19 protein-coding genes are annotated in these 18,601 nt (G+C 64.3%); 9 read left to right on the top strand and 10 right to left on the bottom strand.

The features are described 5' to 3' along the window. Nucleotides 1-120: 120 nt before the first annotated feature. From TMS3_RS01640 to TMS3_RS01630, 3 genes are all read right to left on the bottom strand, one after another. Nucleotides 121-1,194: an ABC transporter substrate-binding protein gene (locus TMS3_RS01640; protein ID WP_025163499.1), complete on the bottom strand. Its 1,074-nt coding sequence runs from the start codon at nt 1,192-1,194 to the stop codon at nt 121-123. A 30-nt stretch (nt 1,195-1,224) separates the two neighbouring features. Further along, nucleotides 1,225-2,343, bottom strand: a complete 1,119-nt coding sequence (locus TMS3_RS01635; RefSeq protein ID WP_025163498.1) for an ABC transporter ATP-binding protein — start codon at nt 2,341-2,343, stop codon at nt 1,225-1,227. 278 nt (nt 2,344-2,621) lie between these two features. Further along, the gene (locus TMS3_RS01630) at nt 2,622-3,650 is read right to left on the bottom strand and encodes an Ldh family oxidoreductase (RefSeq protein WP_025163497.1); all 1,029 of its coding nucleotides are present in this window, start codon (nt 3,648-3,650) and stop codon (nt 2,622-2,624) included. 153 nt (nt 3,651-3,803) lie between these two features. Here TMS3_RS01630 and TMS3_RS01625 point away from each other — a divergent pair, with 153 nt between their 5' ends. The 6 genes from TMS3_RS01625 (at nt 3,804) to TMS3_RS01600 (ending at nt 9,364) form a co-directional block, all read left to right on the top strand. Next, entirely contained in the window at nt 3,804-4,697 is an 894-nt protein-coding gene (locus TMS3_RS01625; protein WP_025163496.1) for a MurR/RpiR family transcriptional regulator, read from the top strand. Between the two features lie 9 nt (nt 4,698-4,706). Next, nucleotides 4,707-5,465: an ABC transporter substrate-binding protein gene (locus TMS3_RS01620; RefSeq protein ID WP_025163495.1), complete on the top strand. Its 759-nt coding sequence runs from the start codon at nt 4,707-4,709 to the stop codon at nt 5,463-5,465. 134 nt (nt 5,466-5,599) lie between these two features. Further along, on the top strand, nt 5,600-6,319 hold the full coding sequence (locus tag TMS3_RS01615; protein WP_025163494.1) for an ABC transporter permease: 720 nt from the start codon (nt 5,600-5,602) through the stop codon (nt 6,317-6,319). Then, nucleotides 6,316-7,029: an ABC transporter permease gene (locus TMS3_RS01610; protein ID WP_025163493.1), complete on the top strand. Its 714-nt coding sequence runs from the start codon at nt 6,316-6,318 to the stop codon at nt 7,027-7,029. The genes TMS3_RS01615 and TMS3_RS01610 overlap by 4 nt, the downstream gene beginning before the upstream one ends. Nucleotides 7,030-7,090: 61 nt before the next feature. Continuing rightward, nucleotides 7,091-8,326, top strand: a complete 1,236-nt coding sequence (locus tag TMS3_RS01605; protein WP_025163492.1) for an NAD(P)/FAD-dependent oxidoreductase — start codon at nt 7,091-7,093, stop codon at nt 8,324-8,326. A gap of 330 nt (nt 8,327-8,656) precedes the next feature. Next, nucleotides 8,657-9,364: an amino acid ABC transporter ATP-binding protein gene (locus tag TMS3_RS01600; RefSeq protein WP_235576619.1), complete on the top strand. Its 708-nt coding sequence runs from the start codon at nt 8,657-8,659 to the stop codon at nt 9,362-9,364. A gap of 14 nt (nt 9,365-9,378) precedes the next feature. Here the strand turns inward: TMS3_RS01600 and TMS3_RS01595 are convergent, their stop codons facing one another. Then, nucleotides 9,379-10,575, bottom strand: coding sequence for a class I SAM-dependent rRNA methyltransferase (locus TMS3_RS01595; RefSeq protein ID WP_025163490.1), 1,197 nt, complete (start codon nt 10,573-10,575; stop codon nt 9,379-9,381). A 135-nt stretch (nt 10,576-10,710) separates the two neighbouring features. Here TMS3_RS01595 and TMS3_RS01590 point away from each other — a divergent pair, with 135 nt between their 5' ends. The 3 genes from TMS3_RS01590 to TMS3_RS01580 all read left to right on the top strand — a co-directional run bounded on the left by TMS3_RS01590 (nt 10,711) and on the right by TMS3_RS01580 (nt 13,026). Further along, nucleotides 10,711-11,577, top strand: coding sequence for an HDOD domain-containing protein (locus TMS3_RS01590; protein ID WP_025163489.1), 867 nt, complete (start codon nt 10,711-10,713; stop codon nt 11,575-11,577). Between the two features lie 80 nt (nt 11,578-11,657). Then, nucleotides 11,658-12,470 carry a bifunctional DNA-formamidopyrimidine glycosylase/DNA-(apurinic or apyrimidinic site) lyase gene (mutM, locus tag TMS3_RS01585; protein WP_025163488.1) on the top strand — a complete coding sequence of 271 codons (813 nt, stop codon included), beginning with the start codon at nt 11,658-11,660 and terminating at the stop codon, nt 12,468-12,470. A 217-nt stretch (nt 12,471-12,687) separates the two neighbouring features. After that, nucleotides 12,688-13,026: a hypothetical protein gene (locus TMS3_RS01580; RefSeq protein ID WP_025163487.1), complete on the top strand. Its 339-nt coding sequence runs from the start codon at nt 12,688-12,690 to the stop codon at nt 13,024-13,026. A 95-nt stretch (nt 13,027-13,121) separates the two neighbouring features. Here TMS3_RS01580 and ggt read toward each other — a convergent pair whose 3' ends face one another. The 6 genes from ggt to TMS3_RS01550 form a co-directional block, all read right to left on the bottom strand. Continuing rightward, entirely contained in the window at nt 13,122-14,840 is a 1,719-nt protein-coding gene (ggt, locus tag TMS3_RS01575) for a gamma-glutamyltransferase (protein ID WP_025163486.1), read from the bottom strand. Nucleotides 14,841-14,843: 3 nt separating this feature from the next. Further along, nucleotides 14,844-15,095 (bottom strand): YfhL family 4Fe-4S dicluster ferredoxin, encoded by a 252-nt coding sequence (locus TMS3_RS01570; protein WP_025163485.1) that lies wholly within the window; start codon nt 15,093-15,095, stop codon nt 14,844-14,846. 157 nt (nt 15,096-15,252) lie between these two features. Beyond that, entirely contained in the window at nt 15,253-15,732 is a 480-nt protein-coding gene (gene coaD, locus TMS3_RS01565; RefSeq protein WP_025163484.1) for a pantetheine-phosphate adenylyltransferase, read from the bottom strand. Between the two features lie 78 nt (nt 15,733-15,810). After that, nucleotides 15,811-16,194 carry a hypothetical protein gene (locus tag TMS3_RS01560; protein WP_025163483.1) on the bottom strand — a complete coding sequence of 128 codons (384 nt, stop codon included), beginning with the start codon at nt 16,192-16,194 and terminating at the stop codon, nt 15,811-15,813. A gap of 21 nt (nt 16,195-16,215) precedes the next feature. Continuing rightward, the gene (locus TMS3_RS01555) at nt 16,216-17,811 is read right to left on the bottom strand and encodes a GMC family oxidoreductase (RefSeq protein ID WP_025163482.1); all 1,596 of its coding nucleotides are present in this window, start codon (nt 17,809-17,811) and stop codon (nt 16,216-16,218) included. Between the two features lie 139 nt (nt 17,812-17,950). Beyond that, nucleotides 17,951-18,496 carry a hypothetical protein gene (locus TMS3_RS01550; protein WP_025163481.1) on the bottom strand — a complete coding sequence of 182 codons (546 nt, stop codon included), beginning with the start codon at nt 18,494-18,496 and terminating at the stop codon, nt 17,951-17,953. Nucleotides 18,497-18,601: the final 105 nt, after the last annotated feature.

Raw genomic sequence — 18,601 nt, 5'->3', positions numbered from 1 at the left:
TCAGTCTCGCAGAGCTGGCGTAACCCGCCACCAAGGCCGGCAGGCATCGCCTTGTTCGGCGAAACCGTTGGTCGGCCGGTGGGTTACGCCTGCGGCTAACCCACCCTGCGAGTCTGGGTTTTACTTGAGCAACCACTCGTTGAATTTTTCACCGAGGGATTCTCCGTAATCCGCCCAGAAGTCCGAACCCGCCTGGATGCCTTTATCCAGGTGCGCGGTGGGCAGGTGCGGTGCGGCCGCCGGGTCCATCATCGGTGCGGAGGATTTGCGGGTCGGGCCATAGGCCACGTCGGACATGCCGGCCAGGGGCTTGGATTCGGTCACGTAGGCGATGAACTTGAACGCCAGGTCCTTCTTCGGCGAACCCTTGAGCACCGCCCAGGCGTCGAGGTCGTAGACGTGGCCATCCCAGACGATGACGAAGGGTTTGCCTTCCTGGCGGATGGCGTCATAGAAACGCCCGTTGGCCGACTGCACCAGTACCGCGCCGCCGTCATTCAGCAGTTGCGGGGCCTGCGACCAGGAGTCGAACCAGACGATGTCGTTCTTCAGAGTGTCCAGTTTGGCAAATGCGCGTGCCTGGCCTTCCGCGGTGGCGAGCACCTCATAGACTTCGGCCGGGGCTACGCCATCGGCCAGCAGTGCCCACTCCATGTTGACCTGTGGGCGTTTGCGCATGGCGCGCTTGCCGGGAATTTTCTGGGTGTCGAAGAAGTCGCCGATCGAACTGGCCTTGGTTCCACCGATAGTCTTCTCGTTGTAGGCGAACACCACCGACCAGACGATATTGCCGACCGCGCATTCGCTGGCCAGGGCTTCGGGGATGAAGTCGTCTGCGGCCGGGGTGCCGTCGGCACCGGCGGGCAGGATGTCGTGCGGAATGGTTTCCAGCAGGCCTTCGGAACAGGCTCGCTCGAGGTCGATCACCTCCAGGTCGACCACGTCCCACTGGATGTTGCCGGACTCGACCTGGGCCTTCATCTCCGCCACACCGCCGGAGTAGTCCTCGAACAGCACCTTGACCCCGGTGTCTTTCTGGAAGGGGTCGATCATGTGGTTCTTCTGCGCAGCGCCGTAGGCGCCGCCCCAGGACACCACGGTCAGACTCTCCGCGGCATGGGCGCCGAACGAGGTCATAGCCAGTGCGGCGCTCAGGGCGAATGCGGAAAAGCCGGTAGTCAGTGATCTAGCCATTGCTGTGCTCCATTGCCTGTCATTGAGTGGTCAGAGCGTCGTCGGTACGTCCTGTCGATCCAGTGCCTGGCTGTCCTGGGGCAGCCAGGCCAGAGCGACCTCATCCTGGGCGCTGAGTTGCGGGGCTGAACTGTCGTTCAGGTTTTTCACTACCAGTTCGGTGCCGTCGGCGGTCTGGAAGTGGTAGCGGATGTACTCGCCGACATAGTGGCGGGTGATGAAGCGCGCCTTGACCTGATTGCCGGCGCTGCCGAGACGGTCGGTGAAGGTGAGTTTTTCCGGGCGTACCGACACGGTGGTCGGCAGGCCGATCTCGCTGCAGTTGGCTCTCAGTGTGCTGACCTGGGCGCCGTCGTCCAGGCGTACGCTGACGGTGTCGTCGGCGACCGAGGCAATCACCCCCTTGAGCTTGTTGCTCTCGCCGATGAAGTCGGCGACGAACAGGTTGGCCGGGCGCTCGTAGAGCACGTGGGGTGGGGCGCACTGCTGGACGATACCGTTGTTGAACACGGCGATGCGGTCGCTCATGGTCAGGGCTTCGGTCTGGTCGTGGGTGACGTAGATCACGGTGAAGCCGAGCTGCTCGTGCAGGCGCTTGATTTCGAACTGCATCTGTTCGCGCAGTTTCTTGTCCAGGGCACCGAGCGGTTCATCCATCAGCACGATGTCCGGAGCGAAGATCAGTGCCCGGGCCAGGGCTACGCGCTGGCGCTGGCCGCCGGAGAGTTGGCCGGGGTAACGGTTACCGAAGTCCTGCAGTTCGACCAGGGCCAGGTACTCGTCGACCTTGGCGCGGATTTGCGCCTTGGGCTGCTTGCGGATCTTCAGCGGGTAGGCGAGGTTCTCGCGGATGGTCATGTGCGGGAACAGCGCGTACTGCTGGAACACCATGCCGATGTTGCGCGCGTAGGGGGCGATGCTGGTGACCGAGCGGCCGTTGATCAGGATCTCGCCGCTGGTCACGTCCTCGAAACCGGCGAGCATCATCAGGCAGGTGGTCTTGCCGGAACCGGAGGGCCCGAGCAGGGTGATGAACTCGCCCTGAGCCACATCCAGGTTGAAATCCTTGACCACCAGATTCTTGTGGTCGTAGGTCTTCTTCACGTTGGTGAATTGCAGGAACGATATGTCCCCAGCCTGCTCAGCCATAAACCTCCCCAACTGCCTCGATGACAAGCATCCGCTGGACTCAATCTGACCGCTTGAGTCGGCTGTTTCGCGCCGGGTTAGGGCTGGCAGCTGTCAGGCGGAAAAGTGAGGCGAGCAGTACGTGTGCCGGTGAAAACCCTGCATCGTGCCGCTGCCACTGCAATTAAGCGTAGTTCAGACTGGGGTTTGCGTGAGGTGGGGGGCGGCTGGCGGGTGCAGACGCGGGCGTAGGACTGAATACGCCCGGTGACTGGGTGGGGGAGAGGGAGCGAATGGCCTCAAGTACCCGCGACGGCGAGTTGACGCAACTTGCTCAGCTCGACCGCCGGTAGCTGGATGCCGTGCAGTTCGGCCTGGGCGCGTTGCTGGTAGCGGCGGTCCCCCGGCTGCCGCAGCTGGCCGGCCGTGTGCATGCGGCCGATCAGCTGCTCGCAGCGCTCGGCGAAGTTGTTGCCGGCGCCATGGCTGGGGTCGATTACGATCAGCAGTTGCCCGGTCCAGGGCGTCTGCGCACCGGGGTGGCCCGACCAGTCGAACTCGAAGGAGAAGTGTCCGCCGGTCAGCGCGGCGGCCAGCAGTTCGACCATCATCGACAGGGCCGAGCCCTTGTAGCCGCCGAACGGCAGCAAGGCGCCGCCGTCGAGAATCGCCTTGGGATCGCGGGTCGGCTGACCCTGCTGGTCGACGCCATAACCTTCGGGCAACTGATGGCCCTCGCGGGCGGCGATCTGTACGTCGCCGTTGGCAATGGCGCTGGTGGCCAGGTCGAACACCAGCGGCTGGCCCTGTGCGCGCGGCGCGGCGAAGGCAATCGGGTTGGTGCCGAACAGCGCGCTATGGCCGCCGTGGGGCACCACGCAGGCGAAGCTGTTGACGAAGGACAGGGCGACCAGCCCTTGCTGGGCGAAAGGCTCGACATCTGGCCAGAGCGCGGCGAAGTGGTGCGAGTTGCGGATCGCCAGCAGGGCGATGCCCGCCGTTCTGGCCTTTGCTTCCAGCAGTGGCCGGGCGGCGGCCAGGGCCGGCTGGGCGAAGCCGCCACGGGCGTCGACGCTGATGAAGGCTGGCGCCAGGTCTTCCACCTGTGGCTCGGCTCGACCATCCACCCAGCCGCTGGCCAGGCTCGACAGGTAGCCGGGGATGCGGAAGATGCCGTGGCTGTCGGAGCCGTCGCGCTGCGCGCTGGCGCAGTTTTCCGCCAGGCAGCGGGCGACCTCGGGCGAGGTGCCGTGGTGCTCGAAGATGGCGGCGAGCAGCGCGCTCAGTTCGGCGAAGCTGATGCTTTCCATCGGGGCGTCGGGTGTCATGGGAGGCTTCTCCTGGGTGTTCTGAGCGGTGGGTTGGGGCGCGGTTTGATGCGCATGCGGTGTGGTGATCACTATCTGGATATGCCAGTTATCTGTCAAATGTTGACTGAATGACAGAAAACATTCATTTTAAATGTGAACGGGGAGTCACTCATGAATCAATCGATCAAGCAGCGTCTCGAGAACAGCCTGGAACACTCGGCCGCGTCGGGGCGTGCGATTGCCAATTACATGCTGGCCAATCTGCATGAACTGCCTTTTCAGACCTCTGCCGCCATCGCCGACAAGCTCGGCGTCAGCGAGTCCACGGTCGGCCGCTTCTGCCGTTCCCTGGGCTATAGCCACTTCAAGGCCCTGAAGAATGACCTGAAGGATGACTTGGGCGATAGCCCCTGGTTGATCGGCGATCGCCTCAAGGAGTTCCATCGACACAGCGGCCAGGACTCGCAGAGCGCCTCGCGCAGTCTCGAACTGGAAATCGCCTCGCTGGTGCAAGTCTACGAGCATAGTCGCAGCCCCCAGTGGCAAGCCGTGGCGCAACGCCTGGCCAGCTCGCCGCGGGTGTTTGTCGCCGGCTTTCAGACCGAGCGTGGCATCGCCGTGTCGGCCGTGCACCTGTTGCAGTACCTGCGCGACGGGGTGCAGTTGGTCGATGGCGCGTCCGGGCACTTCGGCGAAGTGCTGCTCAGTCAGCCGGGGCAGGCCGCGCTGCTGGTATTCGAGGCCCGTCGCTATTCGCAGCACGCCCAGATGCTGTGCCGCAAGGCGCGCGAGGCGGGCATCGCGGTGACACTGGTGACCGACCCTTATTGCGAGTGGGCGGACGCCCATGCCGATGAGGTGTTCCGCGTGCCCACCGAGATGAATCTGTTCTGGGAGTCGACGGCGGCGATGCTGTCGTTGGTCCACCTGCTGGTCAACGAGGTGTTTCGCAACCTGGGACCCGAGGTCGAAGCACGTCTGGACGCCACCGCCGCGCTGCACAACGAGTTTGTCGGCTACACCACGTCGCCGGGATTCAGCAAGAAAAGCCATAACAACAAATAGAGGTGAAGCATGAATCGAGTCATGGGTTTAGCAACTGCGTGCATGCTGGCGTTGGGCGGCATGGGTGCCGCACAGGCGGAGCCGCTGCGTATCGCTACCGAGGGGGCCTATCCGCCGTTCAATTATGTCGACTCGAACAATGAGCTGCATGGCTTCGATGTGGATATCGCCAAGGCGCTGTGCAGCCAAATGCAGGTGGAGTGCACCCTGGTCGCGCAGGATTGGGACGGCATCATCCCGGCCCTGATGGCCAAGAAATACGACGCTGTGGTGGCGTCCATGGTGGTGACCGAGGAGCGCCAGAAGCAGATCGGCTTCACCGATCGCTACTACCGTACCCGTCTGGCCGTGGCGGTGCCGAGTGACTCCACGTTGGCCGATACCACGCCGGCGGCGCTGGACGGCAAGATAGTCGGCGCCCAGTCCTCCTCGACCCAGAGCATCTACGCCGAGGACATCTATGGCGCGGCCGGTGCCGAGGTCAAACTCTATCCGACCCAGGACGACGCCAACAGCGACCTGGCCAACGGCCGCCTGGATGCGGTGGTCAATGACAAGTTTCCGCTGCTCGACTGGTTGGCCAAGAGCGGCAAGGACTGCTGCAAGCTGCTCGGCGATATTCAGGGCAGTGACGACGATGTGGCCATCGCCGTGCGTAAGGACGATCAGGCGCTGCGTGAGCAGCTGAACAAGGCCCTGGCCGAGATTCGCGCCAACGGCACCTATGCGCAGATCGTCAGCCAGTACTTCCCCTTCGACATCTATTGATTGAGCGCTGCTGCCAGGCGCTTGCCTGAACCCGGAGCTGCTCGCCCGTCTGCGGCCCATGGCGGCCGCGGCTAGGCGAGCCGCTCCAGGCTCGGCGTGGGTCGTCTGGCGCAGGACACTCAGAGGTTACGACGATGCCGGAAGTCTTCTTTCTACTCGGCTTTGGCGACGGTGGCTGGGGCCTGACCCTGCTGGCCGGCGCGCTGGTGACTATATCCCTGGCGCTGTGCTGTCTGCCCCTGGGGCTGCCGCTGGGCCTGGCCGTGGCGGTGGCGGCGCGCTCGAAGAAGCGCCTGCCGCGCACGCTGGCCACCCTGTTCTCCACGGTGTTTCGCGGCCTGCCGGAGCTGCTGACCCTGTTGATCGTCTACTACGGCTGCCAGATCGGGGTACAGAAGCTGCTGGCCTATTGGGGCTACAGCACTGAAGTCACCATCAATGCCTTCTTCGCCGCGGTGATCGCCTTCGGCCTGGTGTTCGCCGCGTTTTCCAGCCAGGTTTGGCTCGCGGCCTTCAAGACTCTGGGCAAGGGCCAGTATGAGGCGGCCAGCGTGTTGGGCCTGTCGCGCTGGCAGACTTTCCGCAAGGTGATACTGCCGCAGCTGGTGCGGGTTGCCCTGCCGGGGTTATCGAACAACTGGCTGACCCTGCTCAAGGACACCTCGTTGGTTTCGACCATCTCGCTGGTCGACCTGATGCGCCAGACCAACCTGGCGGTGAGTGCCACCAAGGAGCCGATGTTGTTCTATTTCGCCGCCTGCCTGCTGTACCTGTTCTTCTCGGCGCTGTCCGGCCGGGTGTTCAGCTTCGCTGAGAAGCGCTACAGCCTCGGACACAGGGGTGCGCAGTCATGAGCGCAACGGAACTGCTGCAGCTGTTCTTCGATCCGGAGCTGTTCGAGCGCTACGGCGCGCGCATGCTCGACGGCTTGCTGGTGACCGCCAAGCTGGTGGCGATCTCCTTCAGCCTGGGGCTGCTGCTCGGGCTGCTGCTGGCGCTCGGGCGCCTGTCGCGCAACTCGATGCTGCGGGGGGCGACCGGGGCCTATATCTACTTCTTCCGCGGCTCGCCGTTGCTGGCGCAGTTGTTCATGCTCTATTACGGCCTGGGCTCGTTTCGCGAGCTGTGGCAGGACCTGGGACTGTGGTGGTTCTTCCGCGATGCCTGGTATTGCTCGCTGCTGGCTTTCACCCTGAATACCGCGGCCTACCAGGCGGAGATCCTGCGGGGCAGCCTGCAGGCCGTCGCCCGCGGCCAGCACGAAGCCGCTGCGGCACTGGGGCTGAGCCGGCGTACCACCTTCTTCAAGGTAATACTGCCGCAATCGATGCTGCTGGCCGTAGGTCCGTTGGGCAATGAGCTGATCCTGATGGTCAAGGCCAGTGCGATAGCCTCCCTGGTGACCATCTATGACCTGATGGGCATCACCAAGCTGGCCTTCTCGCGCACCTTCGACTTCCAGCTCTACCTCTGGGCCGCGCTGTTGTACCTGCTGATCGTCGAGGTCATCCGGCGACTGCTGCGGCGCATCGAGATGCGCCTGGGCCGGCATCTTGATACCTGAGTCGGACCACTTTCGCTAACAGTCGCGCCCTGACAGGTGCGCGTGATCCAAGGACCTCCGCATGAACTGCGACACTATCGTTCTGGGCGCCGGCATCGTCGGCGTGTGTACCGCCCTCCACCTGCAGGCGCGCGGTCGCCAGGTGACGCTGGTTGACCTCAAGGACCCCGGCGAGGGCACCAGTTACGGCAATGCCGGCTTGATTGAGCGTTCCAGCGTGGTGCCCTACGCCTTTCCCCGCGAGTTTCTGCGCCTGCTGCGTTATGGGCTGAACCGTGAGTCGGACGTGCGTTACAGCCCCTGCCATTTACCCAGGATTGCGCCCTGGTTGCTGAGTTTCTGGCGGCACTCGGCGCCCAAGCCGTTGGCCGCGGCGACCCACGCCCTGCGCCCGTTGATCGAGCGCTGCGTGCTGGAGCATGACGCGTTGGTCGAGCAGGCCGGGCTCGAGCATCTGATTCGCGCCAATGGCTGGATCGAGATCTTCCGCTGCCCGCGCGCCTTGCGCCGTGCGCAGCAGGAGGCGCAGGCCATGAGCGCCTATGGCCTGCATTTCGAGCTGCTGGACGCCGCGCAGCTGCATGCCCGTGAAGCCAATCTATCGCCTGCCGTGTGCGGCGGCGTGCACTGGCTGGACCCGAAGACGGTCACCGATCCGGGCAACCTGACCAAAGGCTACGCGGCTCTGTTCAGCCTGCGCGGCGGGCGTGTGCTCAGGGGCGACGCGCGCTCGCTGCGCAGTGAGGCCGGCGCTTGGCAGCTGATGACCGCACAAGGTCTGCTGAGCGCGCGCGAGGTGGTGGTCGCCCTGGGCCCGGAGTCCAACGAGGTGTTGAATCCCTTGGGGTATCGGCTGCCCCTGGCGGTCAAGCGCGGTTATCACATGCACTACGCGGCCAATCGCGAACTCAAGCATTCGCTGTGCGACACCCAGGGCGGTTACGTCCTGGCGCCCATGGACCAGGGCATTCGCCTGACCACCGGCATCGAGTTCGCCGCCGCCGATGCGCCGATCAACGAGATTCAGTTGCGCCGCGCCGAAGCACTGGCCCGCCAGGTGTTTCCCCTGGGCGAGCGCCTCGACCCGCAACCCTGGCTGGGCAAGCGCCCCTGCCTGCCGGACATGCTGCCGGTCATAGGGCCGGCGCCTAACCATCCCGGGCTCTGGTTCAACTTCGGTCATGCCCACCACGGCCTGACCCTGGGGCCGGTCAGTGGCCGCTTGCTGGCCGAGATGATGACCGGCGAACAGCCCCTTACCGACCCGGCCGCTTTCAGCGCCGCCCGCTTCTCTTAAACAGGCCGTTGGAAAATGTAGCGAGCGAAGGTTAGGCAAGGCGAAATGGGCCGAAAAAGCACAGTTTACGTGGTGTAAATGAGCATTTTGAGGCCTATTTCAACGCCGCATAGCCGAGCGCAGTAGTTTTTCACGGGTTGTTAAACCGAACACCACAACAATAAGCGCCCGCCGATCGCCGCCCTCCCGTCCGGGAGGGCGGCGCTCAACGGGCCGCGATGGGAGAGAACTCGCATGCTTTCGACTAGCAGTCAGACCGGCGCACTGGCGCCCACCCCAGGCTTGGCCCAGGCTGTGCCCCGCAGTCGGCCGGCCGTTGAGATTCAGGGCATGAGCAAGTGGTACGGGGCTTTTCAGGTGCTGCACGATATCGACCTCAGCGTGCAGCCGGGCGAGCGCATCGTGCTGTGCGGGCCCTCGGGTTCGGGCAAGTCGACCTTGATCCGTTGCATCAACCGGCTGGAAATCGCCGAGCAGGGGCGCATCCTGGTCGAAGGCTGCGATTTGTCCAAGGTCACCACCCAGGCGGTCAAGGTACGCCGGGAGATCGGCATGGTCTTCCAGCATTTCAACCTGTTCCCGCACATGAGCGTGTTGGACAACTGCAGCCTGGCGCCGACCAGTGTGCACGGCCTGAGCCGCAAGGCCGCCGAGGAGCGGGCGCGGCACTACCTGGCCAAGGTGGGCATCGAAAACCAGGCGGACAAATACCCCAGCCAGCTCTCAGGCGGCCAGCAGCAGCGGGTGGCCATCGCCCGGGCGCTGTGCATGCAACCGCGGATCATGCTGTTCGATGAGCCGACCTCGGCGCTCGACCCGGAGATGGTCAGCGAGGTGCTGGATGTCTTGGTCAAGCTGGCTGACAGCGGCATGACCATGCTCTGCGTCACCCACGAGATGGGTTTCGCCCGGCAGGTGGCGCAGCGTGTGCTGTTCCTCGACGGTGGACGGATCGTCGAGGACAGCCCGCCCGAGACCTTCTTCAATGCGCCGAAAAGCCCGCGGGCGCAGGCCTTTCTGACGCAGATACTGCACTGAGTTGATGGGGCCTGTCAGCTGTTGGGCAGCAGGCGGCAGGTCAGGCTCTTGATATAACGGGTCTCGGCGATCGCCGGGTGGATCGGATGATCGGGGCCCTGGGCACCGCGCTCGAGCAGCTGGATGTTGCGATCCAGGTGGCGGGCGCTGGTCAGCAGGATGTTCTGCAGGTCGTCTTCCGGCAGGTGCATGGAGCAGGAGGCGCTGACCAGGATGCCGTCCTTGTTGAGCAGGCGCATGGCCTGTTCGTTGAGGCGGCGGTAGGCGGCTTCGCCGTTCTTCATGTCCTTCTTGCGCTTGATGAAGGCGGGTGGATCGACGATCACCACGTCGAAGCGCTCCTCGGCGGATTTCAGCTCTTTCAGCGCGGCGAACACGTCGCCTTCCACACACACGACCTGCTCGGCCACACCGTTCAGGGTAGCGTTGCGCTCCACACCGTCCAGGGCGAAACCGGAGGCATCGACGCACATCACTTCAGTGGCGCCGAAGGCCGCAGCCTGCACGCCCCAGCCACCGATGTAGCTGAACAGGTCGAGCACGCGCTTGCCTTTGACGTAGGGCGCAAGGCGCGCGCGGTTCATGCGGTGATCATAGAACCAGCCGGTCTTCTGGCCCTCGATTACCGGCGCCTCGAACTTCACCCCGTTCTCTTCCAGAGCCACCCACTCCGGCACCACGCCGAAGGCGGTGGTCACGTAGCGCTCCAGGCCTTCGGCGTCGCGCGCGGCGGAGTCGTTCTTGAGCAGGATGCCGCTCGGCTTGCACACCTGGATCAGCGCGGCGAGCACCTCGTCCTTGTTTCGCTCCATGGTCGCCGACGCCAACTGCACCACCAGAATGTCGAAGAAACGGTCGACCACCAGGCCCGGCAACAGGTCGGAGTCGCCATACACCAGGCGGTAGCAGGGCTGGTCGAACAGGCGCTCGCGCAGGCTCAGGGCGACGTTGATGCGGTGCACCAGCAGGGACTTGTCGAGCACGTGTTTGACGTCGCGCGACAGCAGGCGGGCGCAGATCAGGTTGTTCGGGCTCATGGCGACGACGCCCAGCGGTTTGCCGCCAGCGGCCTCGAGAATCGCCTGGTCACCGGCGGCAAAGCCGTTCAGCGGCGTGGCGGCGACATCGATTTCATTGCTGTAGACCCACAGGTGACCGGCGCGCAGGCGTCGATCGGCGTTGGCTTTCAGGCGCAGGCTGGGCAGGGACATGGGGGCGCTCTCCGGAAAAGGGCCGGGATTATAGCGCAGGCGGCGGCCCGTACGGGACTTGCCGCCGACGGCTGCACAGGCGCCAAGAGAGTGGCTACACTGTGGCCCACTTTAGCCCTCTATGTAGTCGCAGGCATGGCCCAAGAACTCAGCGCCGAACAGATTCAAAAAGTCCTGCAAGGCATCAGCGTTCCGCCACAGCCGCAAATAATGGTCGACCTGCAGATGGAGCAGGTCATGCCCAGCCCGGACCTGCGCACCATCGCCAAGCTGATCAGCCAGGACCCGGGCCTGTCCGGCGCGCTGCTCAAGCTCGTCAACTCGCCGTTCTATGGCTTGGCCAACCGTATCGTCTCGATTCAGCAGGCAGTCAACCTGCTGGGCTGCGACACGGTGATCAACCTGATCAATGCGCAGTCGATCAAGGGCGAGTTGAGCGATGAGGCAATCGTCACCCTCAGCCGCTTCTGGGACAGTGCACAGGATGTGGCCATGACCTGCCTGACCCTGGCCAAGCGCATTGGCCACCAGGCGCCGGACGAGGCCTACACACTGGGCTTGTTCCACAACTGTGGCATTCCGTTGATGGTCAAGCGCTTCCCCGATTACATGACGGTGCTGGAAGAAGCCTATTACAGCGCCAGTGCCGAGCACCGCGTGGTCGACACCGAGAACCGTCTGCTCAACACCAATCACGCGGTGGTCGGCTACTTCACCGCCAAGTCGTGGAACCTGCCGCTGCACCTGTGCGAGGCCATCGCCAGTCATCACAACGCCTTGTCGATCTTCAGCGACGACTCCGGCCGCGAAGCACCGTTGAAGACCCTGCTGGCCATTCTGAAGATGGCCGAACACATCTGCGAGAGCCATCGGGTGCTGGGCAATCAGGCCGATGACCATGAATGGCAGAGCATCGAGCAGCTGGTGCTGGAGTACGTCGGCCTGTCCGAGTATGACTTCGAGAACCTGCGCGAAAGCATCCGTGAGCTGGGAACCGCCTAACGGCCTGTATGAGTCGCGCCCATGCATTCCTGCTAAGGTGATTGCCCGCCGTTCCGCTTACTCCGCTCGATTGATGACCCATGCCCGAACTGCCAGAAGTTGAAACCACCCGCCGCGGCATCGCCCCCTATCTCGAAGGCCAACGGGTCAGCCGGGTCATCGTGCGCGAGCGCCGTTTGCGCTGGCCGATTCCGGAAGACCTGGATGTGCGGCTGTCCGGCCAGCGTATCGAGTGTGTCGAACGGCGCGCCAAGTACCTGTTGATCAAGGCTGAGGCCGTCAGCCTGATCAGCCACCTGGGCATGTCCGGCAGCCTGCGCCTGGTCGAGTGCGGTCTGCCGGCGGCCAAGCATGAGCACGTGGACATCGAACTGGAGTCCGGCCTGGCCCTGCGTTACACCGACCCGCGCCGCTTCGGCGCGCTGCTCTGGAGCGTCGATCCCCTGCAGCACGCGCTGCTCAGCAAGCTCGGTCCCGAGCCTCTGACCGACCTGTTCGATGGCGAGCGCCTGTACCAGCTGTCACGCGGTCGGAGCATGGCGGTCAAGCCGTTCATCATGGACAACGCGGTGGTGGTTGGGGTCGGTAATATCTACGCGACCGAGGCGCTGTTCGCTGCCGGAATCGACCCGCGCCGCGAGGCCGGGACGATTTCACGGGCGCGCTATCTGAAGCTGACGGAGGCGATCAAGCGCATCCTCGCCCATGCCATCGAGCGTGGCGGCACCACCCTGCGCGACTTCGTCGGCGGCGACGGCCAGCCCGGCTATTTTCAACAGGAGCTGTTCGTCTACGGCCGCGGTGGCGAGTTCTGCAAGAACTGTGGCAGCAGCTTGCGCGAGGTCAAGCTGGGTCAGCGTGCCAGCGTCTTCTGCCCACGCTGCCAACGCTGAAGCTATCGCGGGCCTGAATGCATGCTACGGCGGCGTTCGCTGTGCGCGTGAGTAGTGACTCGTCGCGATCAGCTATAAATCCTGGTTCTGTTATCCAATAGCCACTGCAAAAGACTGCAGTGCATCTTTTATAACGATTGACGGCCGTCACGCTGACAATTGCCGGTGCGCTGTTATAGTTACTGCCACCGACTTCGAATAGCTGAAGGATCGCCCCATGAAACTGTTTCGCTCAACCGCTGTTGTCCTGGCGCTGACCACTGGCCTGCTGGCGCTGCCGGCACAGGCGGAAATGGCGCAGCAGAACACCAGTGGCGACCCGCTCTACACCGCTAACGCACCCAAGGGTTACGCCATGATCGGCGATCTGATTATCGCCCGCCCGCTGCTGATTGGCGCCACTGCGTTGGGTGCCGTGGCTTTCGTCGTCAGCCTGCCGTTCAGCGCCTTGGGCGGGAACGTCAAAGAGGCTGCCCAGTCTCTGGTGGTTGAGCCAGGCAAAGCCGCGTTCGTGCGCTGCCTGGGCTGCACGACCAGTGGCTATAACCGCGACTGAGCTATCGTCGAACAAAAAAGCCGGCCCTGAGCCGGTTTTTTTGTCGCTGAAAACTGGTTGTGGGTCTTAGGTTCGGTGCTTCTACGGCGCGGCGGTCAATCGGCAGACCCGTGGGCTGATTCGGGAAGCGTCGCGCTGGTGCCGATGCCGCGTGGGTCGCTGGCTGCCTCGACCCGCCTACTCTGCTTGTCCCAGAACAGCACCTGCTGGTTACCGTAGTGACGGTCGAGGGCCTTGAGTTGGTGGCCGCGGGCTTGCAGGTCGGCGATTTGCGCTGGGGTGAAGGTATCCGGTTCGTGCTGGATCTGATCCGGCAGGTACTGGTGATGATAGCGGGGGACGCTGGGCCAGCGCGCGATGGGCTGGCCGTCGAGGTATTCGAGAATGGCCAGCAGCACCATGCTCGGGATGCGGCTGCCGCCGGGGGTGCCGAAGCTGGCGAACTCGCCGGGGCTTTCGATAAAGGTCGGGCTCATACTCGACAGCGGGCGCTTGCCGGCGGCGATGGCGTTGGCATGACTGCCGGTCAGGCCGTAGGCGTTGGCGCCCTGCACGTCGGCGGCGAAATCGTCCATTTCATCGTTGAGCAGCACCCCGGTGCCGGGCACGGTAAAGGCCGCGCCGAATGGCAGGTTGATCGACAGGGTGGCGGCTACCGCATTACCGGCGGCGTCGAGCACCGAGAAATGCGTGGTGTGATTGCCTTCTTTCCAGCTGCCAGCGGGAGGCAGGTTGACGCTGGGAGTGGCCTTTTGCGGGTCGATAGTGAGTGCCAGGCGCTTCAAGTAGTCGGGCTCAAGCAGCTGCGCCGTCGGATTGGCCACGAAATCGGGATCGCCCAGCAGGCCACGATCACGATAGGCGCGGCGTAGCGACTCGACCACGAAATGGGTGCGCTGCACCGGCTCGGCCTGACGCCAGGGCAGGCGTTGCAGCATCAGCAGGCTTTGCGCGATGGCCAGACCGCCGGCCGAGGGCGGTGGCGCGCTGATCAGCTCGCGGCCTTCGTCCAGGCCGATGCGCAGGGGTTGGCGTTCGACGGTGCGGTATTCGCTGAGGTCGCGCAGGGACCAGATACCTCCTGCCTTGCGCACGCCACTGACCAGTTGTTCGGCGACCTCCCCGGCGTAGAAGCCGGCATGACCCTCACGGGCCAAGTGTTGCAGGGTGACGGCCAACTCCGGTTGGCGCAGCAGGCTGTACTCCTCGGGGATGTCGCCCTGGTCGAGAAACAGCCGTGCGCTTTCGGGGTCGTCGCGCAGTGCGGCCAGACGCCAGCGGGCTCGCTCACGGTAGACCCGGTCGATCGCCACGCCGTCACGTGCCAGGCGAATGGCGGGTGTCAGGCTGTCTTTCAAGGGCAGGCGGCCGAAACGTTGCGCCAGCTCCACCAGCGCGGCGGGCAGGCCGGGGATCGCCGCGGCCAGCGGGCCATTCAGGGACAGATCCGCCTGCACCTGGCCATCGCGCCGGTACAGGTCGGCATGGGCGGCCAGTGGCGCCCGCTCACGCGCATCAATAAAGCGGTAGGTTGGCTTTTCACCCGCTTCGCGCAGGAGGAAGAAGCCACCGCCGCCGAGGCCTGAGCTGTAGGGTTCAACCACCGCCAGGGCGGCACTGATGGCCACCGCCGCATCGAAGGCATTGCCACCCATCGCCAGGGTTTCCAGGCCGGCCACGGTGGCAGCGGGGTGGGCGCTGGCGATGGCGGCCCGGCCAGGCTGCTCGGCGGCTTGCAAGCCAAGGGCGAGGAGCAGAGCCAGCGCGCCGGCGAGCGCGCGCCAGGGAGCAAGGCCGCGGATCAGGCGGCGCATGGGTCAGGCCTTGCCGGTGATGATCAGGTACTTCTCCATCAACTCATCCTTGCTCTCGACGTGGTTCTCGTCGAGCGGGATGCAGTCAACCGGGCAGACTTGTTGGCACTGGGGTTCGTCGTAGTGGCCGACGCACTCGGTGCACAGGTTGGGGTCGATCACATAGATCTCTTCCCCTTGGGAGATGGCGCCGTTGGGGCATTCAGGTTCGCAGACGTCGCAGTTGATGCAGTCGTCAGTGATGATCAGGGACATGGTGGAGCGCTCCTGCCGAGGCCAGTGGCCGCGACATTCATAACAACAATGGGCAGACAACGATGAGCGAATTGTGCCGGATTGTCGGAGCAGGCGCCATGTGTGTGGCCGCAACCCTGATCGACGAGGGTTGCGGGGCCGCTCATGGCCGTCGGGCTTAGCGCTTGAGACGTTCACTCAGCGCATCGGCCACCGCGGGGTGGACGAATTTGGAGATGTCACCGCCCAGGGCGGCGATTTCACGCACCAGGGTTGAGGAAATGTATGAGTACTTTTCTGACGGAGTGAGGAACAGACTCTCCACCTCCGGGGCCAGTTGGCGGTTCATATTGGCCAGCTGGAATTCGTACTCGAAGTCCGACACCGCGCGCAGGCCCCTGAGGAAGACATTGGCCTGCTGCTCTTTGGCAAAGTGCGCGAGCAGGCTGGAAAACCCGACTACTTCGACATTGGGCAGGTGCTTGGTGACCTCGCGCGCCAGCTCCACGCGTTGTTCGAGGGAGAACAGCGGGTTTTTCTTCGGGCTGGCAGCGACCGCGATGATCACCTGGTCGAACAGGCGCGAGGCGCGTTCGACCAGGTCTCCATGCCCCTTGGTGATGGGGTCGAAGGTGCCTGGGTATAACACTCGATTCATCGTGACGTCCTGGCGGGGTCCGTTTGGGAGTCGGATGGTAGCGCAGCAGTCCACAGCGGCCAAGTCGAGGCGATTGACTCAGGCTTTGGCGCGGGTAATGAAATACAGCGTCAGGGCGATCAGCAAGCACGCCAAGGCCACCCAGTCGGCGATCACCACCCGGCGCAAGGCGTCGCTGTAGCCGGGGCTGCTGTAGGCCAGTAAGAGGAAGGTCAGCACGCTGACCAGACCGCCGAGCAAGGCGATGGGCTGTAGCGCCGGGCGCCAGGCCGCGTAGATCAGCAGTGCACCGAGTAGGCCGAACAGCACGGCGCGGCTGCGCAGCAGGATCAATAAGTTGGGCTCCTGAACGGCTAAGCCGTAGAGCGCGGCCAGCCGCTCTGCGCCTAGCACGCCCGTGACCGGCAGCAGATGAATGATGCCGGCGATGATCAGCAGCGCGGAAATGGTCTTGGTGAGCATCGCAGGGCTCCTTGGGTTTCGTCAGGCGGTGCCGAGTCGATCGGCCAGCAGGCTGCTGAGCTGCGCGGTGAGGGCATAGATCGACAGTTGCGGGTTGGCGCCGATGCTGGTGGGGAACAGCGAGCCGTCATGGATCGACAGGTTGCTCAGTTGGTGATGGCGGCCGAGACTGTCGGTGACCGCCTGACGCGGGTCTTCGCCCATGGCGCAGCCGCCCATCACATGGGCGCTGCCCAGACGGGTGCGGTAAAGCTCCAAGGGCAGGTCGTCGATCAGCCGGCGCGCCTCGGCGAGGGTCTTCACGTAGCCCGCATCGGCATGCAGGGGCAGCACGCTCTTGGCGCCAGCGGCGAACTGTACCTCGGCCATGCTGTGGAAGGCGCGGCGTACGCCGTCCCAGGTGTAGTCGGTCATCTGGTAGTCGAGCACCGGGCTGCCGTCGCCACGCAACTCGACCCGGCCTTCGGCGCTGTCCGGGTGGAAACCGTCGCGTAACAGGGCAAGCATGGCATTGGTGTGCGGCAGTTGTTCCATGCGCAGGGCGTTGTCGACGCCGAAACGGCCGAGCAGGGTGGCGGTCAGCGCCGGTTGCAGTGGTGGCACTTCGAGCTTGTAGGACATGCGCCCGGCAATGCCGTCGTCCCATTGGAAATGGTCGGAGTAGATCGACTGGGGCGCACCGTAGAAGGGGTTGATCACCTGTTCGAACTGCGCGGCGGAGAAGTTCACCAAGTGCAGGAAGGTGCGTTTGCCGGTGCGGCCATGTGGGTCGGGGGCGTCCGAGCGCAGCAGAATGCCGGGGGTATTGATGCCGCCGCCGGCCAGGATGTAGTGCTTGGCCTTGACCCTGATCGTGCGGCCATTGGGTGTCACGCTGCGTTCGTCCAGGCCCAGGCATTCGATGCCGCTGACCCGTTCGCCATCGATCAGCAGGCGTTCGGCGCGCGCCAGGTAGAGCAGTTCGCCACCCTTCTCCAGGGTCGCGGGGATGGTGGTGACCAGCATCGACTGTTTGGCATTGGTCGGGCAGCCCATGCCGCAATACCCGAGGTTCCAGCAGCCGCGTACATTGCGCGGGATGACCTTCCAGGCGTAGCCGAGTTTTTCACAGCCGGCGCGGATCACATCGTTGTTGGCATTCGGCGGCATGGCCCAGGGCGCGACGCCCAGGCGTTGTTCCATCTGGGTGAACCAGGGCGCCATGTCCTCGACGCCGTGCCCTTTGACGCCATGTTCGCTGGCCCAGTGCTGCAGGGTCGGCGTCGGCGTGCGAAAGCTCGAGGTCCAGTTGATCAGCGTGGTGCCGCCGACGGCGCGGCCCTGCATGATGGTGATGGCGCCGTCCTTGCTCATGCGGCCGATACCTTCCTGGTACAGCTGCGGGTAGGCCTCGGCTTCCTGCATCTTGAAGTCGCTGCTGGTCTTCAGCGGGCCCTCCTCGATCAGCAGCACCTTGAACCCGGCGGCGCTGAGGATTTCCGCACTGGTGCCGCCGCCGGCGCCGCTGCCGATGATGGCGATATCCGCCTCGAGGGTCAGGTCGTGCTCCAGGCGCGAGCCGTTGTAGGTTTTCCAGCCACGGGCCAGGCCCTCGGCGAATAAATCAGGTACGGGCATTTCAGGCGCTTCTCTTAGGGTTCTGCCGGATAGGCGGATAGATCTACTGAGCTCTTCGTGGGAGCGGGCTTGCCCGTGATGCTCGTGCGTTGCCAGTTTTCGCGGGCAAGCCCGCTCCCACAGGATCTGTGTGCGTCGCTCAGACCTTGGGCGGACCGGGATAACCACAGTGGATCCAGGACTCGGGGCGGCCGTACCAGCTCATCATCACCAGTTGCAGCAGCGAGGCGTGGCCCATCTTCAGCAGGCCGAGGGAACTGTTCTGCCAGCGGTTGAGGAAGTGACGCACTTCATCCGCCGAGGCGTTGTTCCAGCTGCCCCAGATACCGGTCAGCGGGCCGCGGGTGATCGGCAGGGCCAGCACATCGAACAGCTGGACCGTGAGCCCCCGCATTTCCGGCGACAGGTGGTTGAGGTTGTAGTCCAGGCTCTCGAGGGTGCCTGCGACTGCCTGTGGCATGTGGTCTGCGGGTACTGCACCCTCCAGCATCACCGGGATCAGGGCCTGGAGAAAGGGCAGGTCGGAGGCGCGGATTACCGCGAAGCCCGCCTGCGGGACGCTCGCCGAGCAGCCGCTGAGCGTCGCGGTGAGTCCGGCCGTGGTCAGCAGGGCCGAACCCAGCAGGCCGACCTTGAGCAGGTTGCGCCGGGACAGGCCTGAGGGTTCAGCAGAGTTGTCGATCATTGTTGTTATCACCCTTGCAGGCTTCCGAGCCGGGGCGGGGCGTTTTCGCCGAACCCCGTAGGAGACGCTTTGATCCTGCTGGGTTTCGCTGCGCTCTACCCAGCC

It is taken from the genome of Pseudomonas taeanensis MS-3, from assembly GCF_000498575.2.
Lineage (GTDB): Bacteria > Pseudomonadota > Gammaproteobacteria > Pseudomonadales > Pseudomonadaceae > Aquipseudomonas > Aquipseudomonas taeanensis.
Note: the sequence above shows the minus strand (reverse complement) of the source record. Positions and strands in the feature narration are given on the sequence as shown.

Excerpts from the sequence above, each read along its gene's own strand:
- TMS3_RS01640 (WP_025163499.1), bottom strand. The coding sequence starts at position 1,194 with ATGGCTAGATCACTGACTACCGGCTTTTCCGCATTCGCCCTGAGCGCC.
- TMS3_RS01635 (WP_025163498.1), bottom strand. The coding sequence starts at position 2,343 with ATGGCTGAGCAGGCTGGGGACATATCGTTCCTGCAATTCACCAACGTG.
- TMS3_RS01630 (WP_025163497.1), bottom strand. The coding sequence starts at position 3,650 with ATGACACCCGACGCCCCGATGGAAAGCATCAGCTTCGCCGAACTGAGC.
- TMS3_RS01625 (WP_025163496.1), top strand. The coding sequence starts at position 3,804 with ATGAATCAATCGATCAAGCAGCGTCTCGAGAACAGCCTGGAACACTCG.
- TMS3_RS01620 (WP_025163495.1), top strand. The coding sequence starts at position 4,707 with ATGAATCGAGTCATGGGTTTAGCAACTGCGTGCATGCTGGCGTTGGGC.
- TMS3_RS01615 (WP_025163494.1), top strand. The coding sequence starts at position 5,600 with ATGCCGGAAGTCTTCTTTCTACTCGGCTTTGGCGACGGTGGCTGGGGC.
- TMS3_RS01610 (WP_025163493.1), top strand. The coding sequence starts at position 6,316 with ATGAGCGCAACGGAACTGCTGCAGCTGTTCTTCGATCCGGAGCTGTTC.
- TMS3_RS01605 (WP_025163492.1), top strand. The coding sequence starts at position 7,091 with ATGAACTGCGACACTATCGTTCTGGGCGCCGGCATCGTCGGCGTGTGT.
- TMS3_RS01600 (WP_235576619.1), top strand. The coding sequence starts at position 8,657 with ATGAGCAAGTGGTACGGGGCTTTTCAGGTGCTGCACGATATCGACCTC.
- TMS3_RS01595 (WP_025163490.1), bottom strand. The coding sequence starts at position 10,575 with ATGTCCCTGCCCAGCCTGCGCCTGAAAGCCAACGCCGATCGACGCCTG.
- TMS3_RS01590 (WP_025163489.1), top strand. The coding sequence starts at position 10,711 with ATGGCCCAAGAACTCAGCGCCGAACAGATTCAAAAAGTCCTGCAAGGC.
- mutM (WP_025163488.1), top strand. The coding sequence starts at position 11,658 with ATGCCCGAACTGCCAGAAGTTGAAACCACCCGCCGCGGCATCGCCCCC.
- TMS3_RS01580 (WP_025163487.1), top strand. The coding sequence starts at position 12,688 with ATGAAACTGTTTCGCTCAACCGCTGTTGTCCTGGCGCTGACCACTGGC.
- ggt (WP_025163486.1), bottom strand. The coding sequence starts at position 14,840 with ATGCGCCGCCTGATCCGCGGCCTTGCTCCCTGGCGCGCGCTCGCCGGC.
- TMS3_RS01570 (WP_025163485.1), bottom strand. The coding sequence starts at position 15,095 with ATGTCCCTGATCATCACTGACGACTGCATCAACTGCGACGTCTGCGAA.
- coaD (WP_025163484.1), bottom strand. The coding sequence starts at position 15,732 with ATGAATCGAGTGTTATACCCAGGCACCTTCGACCCCATCACCAAGGGG.
- TMS3_RS01560 (WP_025163483.1), bottom strand. The coding sequence starts at position 16,194 with ATGCTCACCAAGACCATTTCCGCGCTGCTGATCATCGCCGGCATCATT.
- TMS3_RS01555 (WP_025163482.1), bottom strand. The coding sequence starts at position 17,811 with ATGCCCGTACCTGATTTATTCGCCGAGGGCCTGGCCCGTGGCTGGAAA.
- TMS3_RS01550 (WP_025163481.1), bottom strand. The coding sequence starts at position 18,496 with ATGATCGACAACTCTGCTGAACCCTCAGGCCTGTCCCGGCGCAACCTG.